This is a genomic window from Paenibacillus sp. B46(2026) (genome assembly GCF_056786355.1).
Map to the genome: position 1 here is coordinate 4,601,099 of NZ_CM165907.1, position 13,607 is coordinate 4,614,705.

At 47.6% G+C, this 13,607-nt stretch carries 12 protein-coding genes; all 12 read right to left on the reverse strand.

Annotation, left to right across the window (positions count from 1 at the left end; genetic code table 11):
* Positions 1-53: 53 nt before the first annotated feature.
* Entirely contained in the window at positions 54-836 is a 783-nt protein-coding gene (gene sigG / locus AC1S8V_RS20660; protein ID WP_017687309.1) for an RNA polymerase sporulation sigma factor SigG, read from the reverse strand.
* A 111-nt stretch (positions 837-947) separates the two neighbouring features.
* Positions 948-1,670 (reverse strand): RNA polymerase sporulation sigma factor SigE, encoded by a 723-nt coding sequence (gene sigE / locus AC1S8V_RS20665; protein WP_017687308.1) that lies wholly within the window; start codon positions 1,668-1,670, stop codon positions 948-950.
* An 11-nt stretch (positions 1,671-1,681) separates the two neighbouring features.
* Positions 1,682-2,662: a sigma-E processing peptidase SpoIIGA gene (spoIIGA, locus tag AC1S8V_RS20670; protein WP_482074535.1), complete on the reverse strand. Its 981-nt coding sequence runs from the start codon at positions 2,660-2,662 to the stop codon at positions 1,682-1,684.
* 263 nt (positions 2,663-2,925) lie between these two features.
* Positions 2,926-4,041, reverse strand: a complete 1,116-nt coding sequence (gene ftsZ / locus AC1S8V_RS20675) for a cell division protein FtsZ (RefSeq protein WP_253439311.1) — start codon at positions 4,039-4,041, stop codon at positions 2,926-2,928.
* Between the two features lie 150 nt (positions 4,042-4,191).
* Complete coding sequence (ftsA, locus tag AC1S8V_RS20680) at positions 4,192-5,475, reverse strand: cell division protein FtsA (protein WP_036614863.1); 1,284 nt, start codon at positions 5,473-5,475, stop codon at positions 4,192-4,194.
* 293 nt (positions 5,476-5,768) lie between these two features.
* Entirely contained in the window at positions 5,769-6,536 is a 768-nt protein-coding gene (locus AC1S8V_RS20685) for a cell division protein FtsQ/DivIB (protein ID WP_482070548.1), read from the reverse strand.
* Positions 6,537-6,594: 58 nt separating this feature from the next.
* On the reverse strand, positions 6,595-7,878 hold the full coding sequence (gene murA, locus AC1S8V_RS20690) for a UDP-N-acetylglucosamine 1-carboxyvinyltransferase (RefSeq protein WP_482070549.1): 1,284 nt from the start codon (positions 7,876-7,878) through the stop codon (positions 6,595-6,597).
* 17 nt (positions 7,879-7,895) lie between these two features.
* Entirely contained in the window at positions 7,896-8,801 is a 906-nt protein-coding gene (murB, locus tag AC1S8V_RS20695) for a UDP-N-acetylmuramate dehydrogenase (protein WP_482070550.1), read from the reverse strand.
* Between the two features lie 149 nt (positions 8,802-8,950).
* The gene (gene murG / locus AC1S8V_RS20700) at positions 8,951-10,060 is read right to left on the reverse strand and encodes an undecaprenyldiphospho-muramoylpentapeptide beta-N-acetylglucosaminyltransferase (RefSeq protein WP_482070551.1); all 1,110 of its coding nucleotides are present in this window, start codon (positions 10,058-10,060) and stop codon (positions 8,951-8,953) included.
* A gap of 7 nt (positions 10,061-10,067) precedes the next feature.
* Entirely contained in the window at positions 10,068-11,165 is a 1,098-nt protein-coding gene (spoVE, locus tag AC1S8V_RS20705) for a stage V sporulation protein E (RefSeq protein WP_062835457.1), read from the reverse strand.
* Positions 11,166-11,213: 48 nt separating this feature from the next.
* The gene (gene murD, locus AC1S8V_RS20710; protein ID WP_482070552.1) at positions 11,214-12,635 is read right to left on the reverse strand and encodes a UDP-N-acetylmuramoyl-L-alanine--D-glutamate ligase; all 1,422 of its coding nucleotides are present in this window, start codon (positions 12,633-12,635) and stop codon (positions 11,214-11,216) included.
* A gap of 3 nt (positions 12,636-12,638) precedes the next feature.
* Entirely contained in the window at positions 12,639-13,607 is a 969-nt protein-coding gene (mraY, locus tag AC1S8V_RS20715) for a phospho-N-acetylmuramoyl-pentapeptide-transferase (RefSeq protein ID WP_047843751.1), read from the reverse strand.

A 13,607-nucleotide genomic window follows, 5' to 3' on the forward strand; every position in this document is an offset into this window, starting at 1 on the left:
AAGACGACCAACGGTATACACTGCTCCGATTGATCGTCCTTCTGCCCATCGTGTTACGACTTTACATGTTTTTGCATCTGCTGTATCGCTGATTTCTCCAGACGTGATACCTGAGCCTGGGAAATGCCAATTTCATCAGCCACTTCCATCTGGGTTTTTCCTTCGAAAAACCGCATTGACAGAATCATTTTTTCCCGCTGACCAAGACGATGCATCGCTTCACGGAGTGCAATTTCCTCAATCCACGACACATCCTTGTTTCTGTCATCACTGATCTGATCCATAACATAGATCGGATCTCCACCATCATGATAGATCGGTTCGAAGAGCGAGACCGGGTCCTGAATGGCGTCTAGTGCAAAAACAACATCTTCCTTCGGCACATTCAGTACTTCCGCAATTTCGAATATCGTCGGTTCCCGAGAGTTTTTGTTCGTCAGGCTGTCACGGACCTGAAGTGCTTTGTAAGCAATGTCCCTCAAGGAGCGAGATACCCGGATCGGGTTATTATCACGCAGGTATCGACGGATTTCACCGATAATCATCGGCACCGCGTAGGTTGAAAATTTGACATTCTGGGATAAATCAAAATTATCAATGGCTTTCATCAGGCCGATGCAACCAACCTGGAACAGATCATCGACAAACTCCCCCCGATTGTTAAAACGCTGAATGACACTGAGTACCAGACGCAGGTTGCCATTCACTAATTTCTCTCTTGCTGAGCGATCATGGTGTTGCTGTAGGGAATGAAACAATTCCCGCATTTCAGTGTTGGTGAGGACAGGCAATTTTGCGGTGTCCACGCCACAAATCTCGACTTTGTTTCGGGTCATCGTGATTTACCTCCCAAGGAGAAACATTAATGTACATTATCTCCGGGGCAGGCTTTTTTATTCGTACTTGGCACCCTTGCCAGTAATACCCATTCTGACCAATGTTGTATTTCAGACCATTTTATTGAACTCCTTGCGGAGTCTTTTAATGATTCTTTTTTCGAGACGAGAGATGTAGGATTGGGAGATTCCAAGTAGGTCCGCTACATCTTTTTGGGTCTTTTCTTCTCCATCCGTCAAGCCAAAACGAAGCTCCATAATCATTCGCTCGCGCTCCGTTAATTTTTCCAGTGCCTTGTGCAACAGTTTTCGGTCTACCTGCTCTTCAATATTCCGATAGATTGTATCGTTTTCTGTACCCAATACATCGGATAATAATAGTTCATTTCCATCCCAATCAATGTTGAGCGGTTCATCAAAAGAAACTTCAGTTCGGATCTTGCTATTGCGTCGCAGGTACATCAAAATTTCATTTTCGATACAACGTGAAGCATAGGTTGCCAGTTTGATTTTCTTTTCCGGGTCGAATGTATTAACTGCCTTAATCAGTCCGATGGCTCCTATGGAGACCAGATCCTCAATATTGATTCCTGTATTCTCAAATTTTCGTGCGATGTATACCACCAGACGCAGATTGCGCTCAATGAGCATCGCGCGAATGGCCGAGTCTCCCGAGGATAATTTTTGCAGTAAAAATTCTTCCTCTTCCCTTGTCAAAGGCGGCGGAAGTGCCTCACTTCCCCCAATATAATAGATCTCTTCGCTTTTGAGTCCCAACAAAAATAACAGACGGTAATATTGCAGCTGCGCCACCAGTTTCCATTTCACAAGCATGTACGTTCCTCCTATACCACATTCAGCGGCTTTTCTGTTGCTCCCGCAGAGAGAGCCGTAGACTGCGCAGAAGCAGCGTCTTGCACAAGTTCAGGATGAATCACGGCCTGGTATTTCCCATCCGACGACAACACACCTCCATCCAGTCCAATTAATACCCTTGTCGTCTCATAACATGTTTCCTCCATCGTTACCTTCACCCGGTCCGGCTTCAACGCCAGCATAAATGCAGTCCCTTTGTTAATGCCCCGATAGGGCACAAGCCGCAGTCGATCCTGCCACTGAAAACTTTCCTGATCAAGCTCCATAATAAGGTTGTCCGGCGCCTCGTCCTTGAGTCTGCCCTTCCATGAAGCCGGCAGCATGTCTTGCCATAACGAAACCTCCATCACCATGACCGGCATGCGCGATAAGGGATCTGTGAGTTGATTGCCCGTATCCAGAAGGCCTGTACAAGAAATGACTACCTCATCGATGCAGACCTCAACTTTGCCCAAATAGGTCGTCATGCGATCCGTTTTCCGTTTCGAGCTCTGCACAGCTTTGAACAAAAACAGGACAGCAAAAAATACAATAAACGTGAACCAGAAGGCAATTTTCAGATCAAATGACATTCCACCAGAAGCAGTAAACCAGATGCCGTTAAACAGCTCTCCAGAGCTCTGAAGCATGTAATGCACACCCAGAATACCTCCGGCAGCGACAAAATTAATCACATAGAAGGTACCGAGCGTCCTCGCAAAAGCCTGCAGACCTTTAAAACCAAAAGCAATCGTAAGCATAACCAGCGAAAACCCGAACTTGATCAAAAAAGTGAACATAAAATCAAACTCCGGTACAAACATCATGACCACGTATAATGCGCCCACAATGGCTGACAGCAACCATCTCCACCAAACCAGCTTTGTTTTGCGCATCCAGGCGGTCATTCCGATGAGTGCACCGTCAATACACAGGTTTGTCAAAAAAATAAGATCCACATAAACTACCACACTCATTCACCTGCCTGCGCGCAACATATCGAAATAACGGTATCCCGGTATCCTGATATTCATGAGCATATTCACAAGTATACGGAGCCCCCTGTTCAAAGTCTGTCTAATCATGGGGGTGTGTTCTCAACTTTTTTTGTCGGAATTGCTCAGGCCCGTTGTTCAGAATTTGTTCAATGCTGTATGCTATGATATCTAAAAAAACAGAAAAAACCCGGTCGCTCCACAAGGAGTACCGGGTTTTCAATAAATTGATTTGGATATTAATCGTTGTTGTTATTACGTGAACGATTGCGTAAAAATGTCGGAATGTCCAGCTGATCATTACTCGGCTGATTACCAAACGGACGCAGGTTCGGCGAACGTGTATCCGTCGTCTCCGTTGTTGCCGGTGCTGGCTTACGTCCTTGTGGAGGTGGAGCAGGTTTGTCTTCGAAACCAGTTGCGATAACTGTAACCTTGATCTCCTCTTTCAGGTCTTCGTCAATGATGGCACCAAAAATCATGTTCACTTCCGGGTCGGAAGCAGACGTTACGATCTCTGCCGCTTCGTTCACTTCATACAGGGACAGATTAACGCCACCCGTAATGTTCATGATTACGCCGCGAGCACCTTCAATGGAAGTTTCAAGCAAGGGACTCATGATGGCTTTCCGTGCTGCTTCTGCGGCACGATTCTCACCTGTTGATTCACCAATCCCCATAAGGGCAGAACCACGTTCATGCATAATCGTTTTGACGTCAGCAAAGTCAAGGTTGATCAGACCCGGTACAGCGATCAAATCAGAGATACCTTGTACTGCTTGACGCAGTACGTTATCCGCTTGACGGAATGCTTCAAGCATCGGCGTCTTTTTGTCTACGATTTCGAGCAACCGATCATTAGGAATAACGATCAGCGTGTCCACTTTTTCCTTAAGAGCTTCAATCCCTTGCTCTGCATGGCTGGAACGCTTGCGCCCTTCAAATGTAAATGGTCGAGTCACGACACCCACTGTAAGTGCACCACACTCTTTTGCGATTTCGGCAATAACCGGAGCCGCACCTGTACCTGTACCACCGCCCATACCGGCTGTAACAAATACCATGTCTGCACCTTTCAACGTGTTCATGATCAGATCGCGGGACTCTTCCGCTGCTTTTTTACCTACATCCGGGTTGGCGCCAGCACCAAGACCACGAGTCAATTTATCACCGATTTGCAATTTATGCTCGGATTTCGCCAGGTGTAACGCCTGAGCATCCGTATTCACCGTAATAAATTCAACACCTTGTACACCATTTTCAATCATACGGTTGACTGCATTGCTTCCGCCGCCGCCTACACCGATGACTTTAATTTGAGCCAAGCTCTCCATCTCGAAATCAAATTCCAACATATTATTCCATCTCCCCCTCAATGTGCATGGATGGCCCGTCCAATTTTTGATTTGAACCGAATCAATTTCATATATCGACGAACGAAAGCGTTTATTTTAGTACCAGCGCATTCAGACGGCTTCAAGAATGTATGAAATGGATCCAACCTGTTATATAAATTCACTGAACATATTCTTCAGCCGTTCGAACAGACCGGGTTTTTGCTCCGATTCCTGTGCCGTATTTGGCTTCGGACGGTTGGTCGGTTTCTTGTTATTATTATTATTGTTGTTATTTCCACCGCCGTTATTGATCGAGGGACGAATGCGCAAACTGCGAATTACACTGTGCAATATGCCGACTCCGCTTGTAAAACCAGGGTCACGCACACCAATATAATCCGGAACTGCAACTCGTACCGAAGCAGCAAGCTCATGCTGAGCAACCTGCAGAACCCCCGGCATAGAGACCGTACCTCCCGTTAGTATATAACCTCCAGGAAGCTCGTTGTAACCAAGACGCTTCACTTCTTGGGATATCATCTGGAATATTTCCTGAACCCTAGGTTCAATAATTGCTGCCAGATCCTCCTGTGAAAACTCCTTGTCTACATTACTGCCAATTCGAGTGACTTTGAACATCACATCCGCAGCAGCATCATCCAACCAGGCGCAGCCATATTTCAGTTTCACCTTCTCCGCCTGATCCGTTAACGTGCGTAAGCCATAGGCGATATCATTTGTTACGAATTCCCCACCTATAGGCAACGTTGATGTTGCAACAAGACTGTCTTCTTCAAAAATGGCGATGGTTGTTGCACCTGCTCCAATATCAACAAGTACGGAACCCATCGTTTTTTCATCTTTGGACAGAGCCAGTTGACCCGCTCCAAGCGACATGAGAACCAGATCGCTTACTTTCAGACCCGCTTTTTCCACGCAGCGCAAAAGATTATGTATCGCGGTTTTTGCACCCGTAATGATCGTCGCTTCAACTTCCAGTCGAACACCAATCATGCCACGGGGGTCCTGTATGCCCTCCAAGCCATCTACAACATATTGCTTGGCGACAACATCAATAATTTCCCGTTCCGGCGGAACTGCAATGACTTCGGCTGCTTTCAACACCCGTTCCATGTCTTCTTCTCCGATTTCACGATCCTCGTTAGACACAGCCACGACGCCGTGACTGCTCATCAGTCCGATATGATTTCCCGAGATTCCAACATACACTTCGGATATTTGAATACCTACCATACGTTCTGCATGATCCACTGCGTTGCGAATCGACTGCACCGTCTGATCGATATCTACGATTACACCTTTGCGAATTCCCTCCGAGTCGGCAGATCCAACTCCTATAATATTAAAGGTTCCATTATTCATTTCCCCAATAATAGCGCGAATTTTGGATGTACCGATGTCCAAACTAACAATGATGTCATTGTTGCTCAAGTCTGTGGCACCTCCTGACTCCAATAGTAAATTACGTTCGAATTTAAACACTCTTAAAACATATTCAACACACTTCAGGCTTTCCCTCTTTTTTCTACAATGTTTTTGGGTGTCAAAATCTGGTTGCCAGACATAAAACATTGAAGAAAAAAGAAGGAGGCAACTCATGTGCCATAAGTTCAAGTGTATCATTTTTTCTTCATCTCAGAAAGAACAAGTTTCATTGCTCTGACGGGGCCAAACCCCGACCTGCCTAGGCTTTCATATTCAGTCCAGCCTCATAATGGCAAAGATCAGGGGCTTGCTCCTGGTTCAGCATCATCTTCCGGGTCATCCGGGATGAAAGGGACATAGGTATCTGCCTCAAGCATGGTAATTTTCCCAGGCCGTTCGGTCTCAATCACCTGATTCAGATACTCCACTTTATCCGATAAAAGAGAGACGGTTGTTATCACTTCAAACTGCGATTTGGTATACATCCGGATCTGGTCCGGAAATGAAGGCGTAGGATTCGGGATAATCTCCGAAATATCCGTCGTCAATTCATTCGGAATTTTAGCCAGCGTCTCACTCAGTTTGGCTTTGAGCGGATCATCAGCCTTCCATTGGGTCAATATCGGCTTCTCTACCGCAACACCGATCGTTGCCGGGACCGTCAAGCTTGTCCCACTGGCCAATATCGCTTTTAACGTACCGTCAGAACCAAGCTCATACGCAACCGTGGCATATTCCTGAACCTTGATATGGATAATGCCCGGAAATTGCTTGTCCACGGTAACGGTCGAAATTGCCTTGATAGTCTTGAGACGCTCAATAACCTCGGAAGTAGTTGTCCCAAAAAATTGATCGCCTTCTCTCAGACCGCTTTTCTCCAGCAGTTCTGGAGTCGCTGTGTATACATTACCCGTGATTTCAATTGCCGAAATCCGACTCATGGAAGAACGAAAGAATAATACAGCGAGCAATACAATAAAAAGTAATAACAGAATAATTACAATTTTGCGGCTTGTGTTTCCTTTTGGCCGGTTCTTCTTCAGAACCGGAATTTGACTTTTAGGCATAAGTAGCGCTCCACAAAGCCTCAGGTCCCCTCCCTTCAAGAAGGGGACGCCAAGGACGTTAATTGGCAAAATCCAACTGTTTCGAAACGGGCGACTGTCGCTCAACCGATGCTCCAAGACTCTGGAATAATTTCTCGATCTGATCGTACCCCCGGTCAATATGATGCACTTGCTCCACAACCGTTTTGCCTTGAGCTGCCAGGCCTGCAATAACGAGAGCTGCACCTGCGCGAAGGTCGGTTGCTTCTACTGTAGCCCCGTAGAGACGGGGAACACCACGGATAAATGCTGCGTTCAGATCGACTGAAATATCAGCCCCCATTACATTCAGCTCATTTACATGTTTGAACCGGCCCTCGAATACCGTTTCCTTCATCACACTGAATCCGTCTGCCAGACTAAGCAGCACCATGATTTGCGATTGCAGATCTGTCGGAAACGAAGGATACGGAGAAGTCACAATACGGTCCACTGATTTTGGACGGCTCATACAGCTCACCGTCATTATATCATTGCAGACTGTGATTTGAACACCAGTGCGCTTCAACACATGTATAAGTGAAGTAAGATGAGCAGGATTGCAGTGTGTAAGCGTAACATTGCCTCGCGTTGCCGCGGCTGCAATCATCACGGTTCCAGCAACGATTCGATCCGGTATAATCTCATACGAACAAGGCTTCAGTTTCTCAACGCCATTAATCGTGATCGTATCCGTTCCCGCACCAATGATGCTTGCACCCATAGCATTAAGGAAATGCTGCAGATCCTGTATTTCAGGTTCTCTTGCCGCGTTGCAAATGGTTGTCGTTCCTTTAGCCATAACGGCTGCCATCATGATATTCTCGGTCGCTCCCACACTCGGGAAATCCAAATGAATATCTGTACCCACCAGATTCTTCCCATGACAGATAATCTGTTGGTCCTGCTCTTCAATCAAAGCTCCGAGCGCTTCCAGGCCCCGGAGGTGAAGATCAATTTTGCGTTCTCCAATGGCACAGCCCCCTGGCTGGTACACTGACACTTGCCCAAACTTAGACAGCAATGGTCCCATCAAAAAAATGGAAGAGCGCATCTGCTTCATTAGATCTTCTGGCACATCATATGACCGGATAGACGAGGTATTAATCGTCACTGTTCCCTGTTCATGCCGACACGTGCATCCAAGCCGTTCCAGGATATACAGCATCACTTCAATGTCCAGCAAGTGTGGAACGTTATGCAGTGTAACTTCTCCATCTGCCAACAAACTTGCGGCCATAATCGGTAAAGCGGCATTTTTTGCTCCATGGATGCGTATGGATCCTGAGAGGGGTTTCCCGCCTTCAATCACCAATTTGTCCAATGTATCACCTCCGGGGTTTACCGCTCACCCACTACGAAGACTTCCGGTACCAGGTTAATACCGTTTTGAGATGATATAGTGCTCTGAATCTGCTGCATTAGGGTGATAACGTCCTCTGCTGTTGCTTGGCCTGTATTGACAATGAAATTGGCATGCATGGTGGATACCTGTGCGCCTCCCTGAGTCATTCCTTTCAGCCCTGCTGCTTCAATCAGGCGGGCTGCATGATCACCCGGTGGATTTCGGAATACACTACCTGCACATGCCATCTGCAGTGGCTGTGTGCGGCGCCGGCGATCTTTGTAAGCCGCCATGGTTTCCGAAATGACGTTGCGCTCCCCATGCTGGAGTTCAAATGTAGCTTCCAGCACGATACCTCTCCGATCATGCAGAACAGAGTGGCGGTAGGCAAAACCCATGTCCTCCTTGCTGTAACGTACCAATTCCCCTGTCTCCAGTACAATCTCAGCGAATTTGAATATCCGTGACACATCCGATCCATGAGCACCTGCATTCATGTATACGGCTCCACCGACAGTGCCGGGGATACCGCTGCCGAATTCCAGACCGGTCCATTCCTTTTTGGCAGCAACCACACTGAGTTTAACAAAAGAATACGCCGCTCCGGCGGTTACACCACCTTCGTGAAATTCGGCATAATCAAAGCCCTCGCCTGGTTTCACAACAACACCACGTATTCCTTTGTCTGACACCAGCATGTTTGAGCCCCGTCCCAATTGCATCCACGGAATCTGATACGTGTGAAGCCATTGAACGAGATTCATCATCTGCTCTTTATTCTCGGGAATGACCAGTGCATCCGCAGGACCGCCGATCTTCCATGTGGTGTATTTGGCTAGCGATTCGTTTGCAAGAACTCTGCCAACATTATTCTGGGATAATAACGATATCCACTGGTGCATGTTTGCTTCCTCCTTTGCTTCAAAACCGATGATCACGGTATGTTATGTTGCTACAGACAGTGATCTGGCGTCATGGAACGATGGTCACGATTTATACGGTATCTTATGTCAGCCCCGTCTTGTGTGTGACAATCGCCCACAAACGCACTTTATCGGCGTGCAGCAAGACGATGAATTTCATCAACAAGCACTTCAGCTGCATCGGGTTTCCCCAGTTTCCGGGAGGATTCAGCCATTCGTTTGCGTCCCAATTCATCATTCATTATCTTGGCGATGGCTTCGTACAGGACCTTGCCTGTAAGATCCTTCTCCAGCATCGTGAGTGACGCGCCTCCACCTTCAAGCGTGCGTGCATTGGCTTCCTGATGATTGTTAGTCACGTTAGGTGACGGAATCAGGATCGAAGGAATACCCAATGATGTAATCTCCGCAAGGAATGATGCACCTGCGCGGTTTACAATCAAGGATGTGCAGGCAAGCACCTCAGGCATATTATGCACGTAAGGCAGGACATGCAGGTAGTTTGGCATCGTACCCAATGAGCTGCGAATAGCTTCACGCGTTTCATCAAAATAGGTATCCCCTGTCACGTAAACCACATGTACATCATCCAGTTGTTCCAGCATTGGAGCCATGTCCACCATGGCCTGATTGATTGCTTTTGCTCCGCGACTGCCACCAACCACAAGAACAACACGACTGTTCATCGGTACACCTATCGTGGCAAAACCACGATCACGGCTAGCCTGAGCTACCGTAGTGGCTCGTGGATTACCGGTGTAGATCACCTTTTTTGCGCCGGAAAACGATTTTTCAGAACCTTCAAAGCTAACTGCAACCGTGTCCACATAACGCATCAAAAATTTGTTCGTCAGACCAGGAATAGCGTTCTGTTCATGAATTATACTCGGAATCCCCAGTTTTGTTGCTGCATACACCACAGGCCCGCACACATATCCACCCGTACCAATCACAACATCCGGTTTAAATTCCTTCAGCATTTTTTTAGATTTGCGTACACCCTGTATGAAGCGCATGACCGTTTTCAGGTTGTCGATAGACAATTTACGCCGAAAACCAGTAATATCTATGGATTTAAAAGGAATATTTTCCTGGGGAACCAGCTTGCTTTCCAGCCCTCTGGTTCCTCCAATGTATAGAAATGTCGAGTCCGGGTTCTCCGCCTCGCATTGTCTTGCTATGGCAACGGCCGGATAGATATGTCCACCCGTACCGCCACCGCTTAGAACGACTCGCATCGCATAGTCACCTCGCATAACGGGATAAGTTCACTAAAATGCCCAGTGCTGTGAGCATGAGGGTTAATGATGATCCGCCGTAGCTGATCAGAGGTAAGGTAATGCCCGTCACAGGCATCATTCCAATAACAACGCCAATGTTAATGATGACCTGTACGGCGACCATACCTACGATTCCAACACCAAGCAGACTGCCAAAGGCATCCGGGACGGTCATGGCTACACGCATTCCTCTCCACACGAGCACCAGAAACAACAATAATACAATCATTCCACCTATAAAGCCGAGTTCTTCGGCCAAGATACTAAAAATAAAGTCCGTCTGCGGTTCGGGTACATAACTGTATTTCTGTCGGCTCATACCCAGTCCCAATCCCGCCAGCCCACCCGGACCAATCGCGTATAACGATTGAATGATCTGATAACCGGCACCCAGCGGATCGGACCATGGGTCCAAAAACGCTGTGATACGCTGCAATCGATAGGGAGCTGCCGCGATTAACGCTGCAAACCCGGCTACGCCACCGAGAGCAAGTAAGGATAGATGCTTCATTCGTGCTCCGGCTGTGAAAATAATAAGCATTGATGCACCCATCATCACGGTGCCTGTCCCCAAATCAGGCTGTAGCATAATAATACCAAAAGCCAACCCGATCAATCCAAGCGGTGGCAGAAGCCCCGTTGTGAAGGTCTTGATTTTGCCCGGTTCCTTGCTCAGCCAATGAGCGAGAAACAGAATCATTCCCAGCTTCATGAATTCTGAGGGCTGGATACCGAACGAACCTATGCCCAACCAACTTCGTGCGCCGCCGCGAACCACACCGATTCCAGGAATTAGCACCGCAATGAGCATAATAAAACAGGCAATCAATATTGGCTTCGCATACTTCCTCCAGACCCGGTAATCTACATTAGCGGTTACGAACATGGCTACAAGCCCAAGTACTGCAAACAAAGCCTGTCTTTTTACAAAATAAAATGAATCGCCATAGTCATGAAAGGCAAGCACCGAGCCCGCACTATATACCATAATAATGCCGATGGCAAGCAATGCCAAAATACAAATCAGCAACCAAATATCTGGTGCCGGTCGCGTCTGTTTCATCAGGAGGCCACCCCTTGCATGGAAGTAGGGGCTTTTCCACCCCCCTACTTACAAGTTATGCGCCGCCTCTTTAAAAATGCGTCCCCGCTCCTCATAGGAAGCAAACATGTCCCAACTTGCACATGCCGGGGATAACAAAACGACATCACCGGCAGTGGCAAGCTTCGATGCTTCCTGCACAGCAACGGTTAACGTCCGGGCAGCGTCCTCCTCATTATCGACGACCTTAATTTGCTTTAATCCGGCAAGTTCCGCGACTTTGGCAATTTTTGTCCGTGTCTCTCCAAGGGCAACGACAGCTTTTACCCGTTCCTGGAACAAGGGTAATAACTCCATCATGTCTGACCCGCGATCCAACCCTCCAGCAATCAATACGACCGGTTCCTTGAACGAATTCAGGGCCATGACCGTAGCCTTCGAATTGGTCGCTTTGGAGTTGTTGTAGTACGCAGAGCCATTATGCTCCAGAACATATTCAAGTCGGTGTTCAACCGCCTTGAAATCTGCAAGCGGAGCAGCCAGCACTGCTGGATCAGCTCCTGCCGCTACGGCGATGGCTACAGCAGCCATTGCATTCTCCACATTGAATCGTCCAGCGATGCCAATGTTCTCGATGTCAATAATGGTGTGGTGATTTCCCTTTTCATCCGCGTAGATCATCTGGCGTTTCACATCATCCTCTTCTCCATCTACATAAGGAGGATCTGCATACACACCTACATCCAACTTCTCAATCATTGAGAAGGGAAGCAATCTGCCTTTGATGTAAGGAACCAGACCACGACATACCGCATCATCCCAATTCAGAATGGCTACGTCGTCAGGCTGCTGATTGGCGAACAGTTTGGCTTTGGAAGCCACATAATCATCCATGCCCCCGTGATAGTCGAGATGTGTCTCTGCAACGTTTAGCAAGCTTGCAATACGCGGACGGAAATCAACCGTTCCTTTGAGTTGGAAACTGCTAAGCTCAACAACCATCCAGTTATCCGGAGCAGATTGCTCTGCCGCTTCAGAGAGAGGTATTCCAATATTACCGGCGACAATGGGCTGGAGGCCGGCATGTTCCAACATTTTTCCCACCCAAGTGGTTGTTGTTGTTTTGCCATTGGAGCCCGTAATCCCGATCATGGGTGCAGCACATAGATGATACGCAACCTCTACCTCTGTCACCACTTCAATACCTAATGCCAGAGCTTGCTGTACAGGAGCAGCATGGTATGGGATACCCGGGTTTTTAACGACCAGCTTCACATCACTGTGAATCAGATCATCCGGATGTCCTCCACATACAACAGAAATTCCCAAAGCCTCCAATTCGGAAGCTTCGGGACATTGATCTCTCTCTTTTTTATCATTTACTGTAACCTTCGCTCCGGCGCGATCCAGCACTTTGGCGACCTGTACGCCGCTTTTGGCCAATCCGAGCACGACTACTTGTTGTCCGCGATATGATTCAGGATGGTTCATGATCTACAACCCCTTGTTGAGATAAAGTCCAAGAGCGGCCAAAATTGCGCCTACCGCCCAAAAGGTAATAACAACCCGCCATTCTGACCAGCCACTTAATTCAAAGTGATGGTGAATGGGGCTCATTTTGAATACACGCTTGCCACGAGTCTTGAATGATACCACTTGAATGATGACAGACAGGATCTCGATGACAAAAATACCGCCAATGATGACAAATAGAAGCTCTGTTTTGGTTACAATCGCTACCGCACCAATCGCACCGCCAATACCCAGAGAACCAGTGTCTCCCATAAACACTTTGGCCGGATGTGCGTTATATACCAGAAAACCAAGCACGGCTCCGATCATCGCTGCTGCACACACTGCTGCCGGCATCGACGTGGCTTGCATCGCCACAATGGCAAACGCCCCAAAGGCAATCGCACTTACCCCGGACAGCAAACCATCCAGACCATCGGTAAAGTTAACCGCATTGGTAATGGCAAGCATCATGAATACAACAAACGGATAATAGAACCATCCGGTCCAGTCAAACGAGAATGACGTACCCGGAATAGAGATGGCTGTGCTGTGTCCATTCTGGATCAGCAAGAAACACATCACTGCACTGAAGAACAACTGCCCCAGCATTTTTTGTCTGGCCGTCAGTCCAAGCGAACGTTTGAACACAATTTTGATGTAATCATCAAGGAAGCCTATAAGCCCGAATCCCAGCGTAGCCACAAGCAAGACATAAAAGTCTGTATTCTTGACTGCCGAAAATTTCAAAAAGGCCAATGTGAACGCAACTAAAATGACGACGCCACCCATTGTAGGTGTTCCGCTTTTTTTCAAATGGCTCTGAGGCCCATCTTCCCTAACCTGCTGTCCGAATTTCATTCGTCGTAACAGCGGAATCAGGAGCGGTGCGGCAATCACCGCCAGAATAAATGAAACGCCGATTGTTAACAGTAATACCTGAAAATCCAT

Bases quoted from the DNA above. Each gene is read 5' to 3' on its own strand.
- ftsZ (WP_253439311.1), bottom strand. From the start codon at position 4,041: ATGTTGGAATTTGATTTCGAGATGGAGAGCTTGGCTCAAATTAAAGTC.
- murD (WP_482070552.1), bottom strand. From the start codon at position 12,635: ATGAACCATCCTGAATCATATCGCGGACAACAAGTAGTCGTGCTCGGA.
- murG (WP_482070551.1), bottom strand. From the start codon at position 10,060: ATGCGAGTCGTTCTAAGCGGTGGCGGTACGGGTGGACATATCTATCCG.
- spoVE (WP_062835457.1), bottom strand. From the start codon at position 11,165: ATGAAACAGACGCGACCGGCACCAGATATTTGGTTGCTGATTTGTATT.
- mraY (WP_047843751.1), bottom strand. From the start codon at position 13,607: ATGGATTTTCAGGTATTACTGTTAACAATCGGCGTTTCATTTATTCTG.
- AC1S8V_RS20685 (WP_482070548.1), bottom strand. From the start codon at position 6,536: ATGCCTAAAAGTCAAATTCCGGTTCTGAAGAAGAACCGGCCAAAAGGA.
- sigE (WP_017687308.1), bottom strand. From the start codon at position 1,670: ATGCTTGTGAAATGGAAACTGGTGGCGCAGCTGCAATATTACCGTCTG.
- sigG (WP_017687309.1), bottom strand. From the start codon at position 836: ATGACCCGAAACAAAGTCGAGATTTGTGGCGTGGACACCGCAAAATTG.
- murB (WP_482070550.1), bottom strand. From the start codon at position 8,801: ATGCACCAGTGGATATCGTTATTATCCCAGAATAATGTTGGCAGAGTT.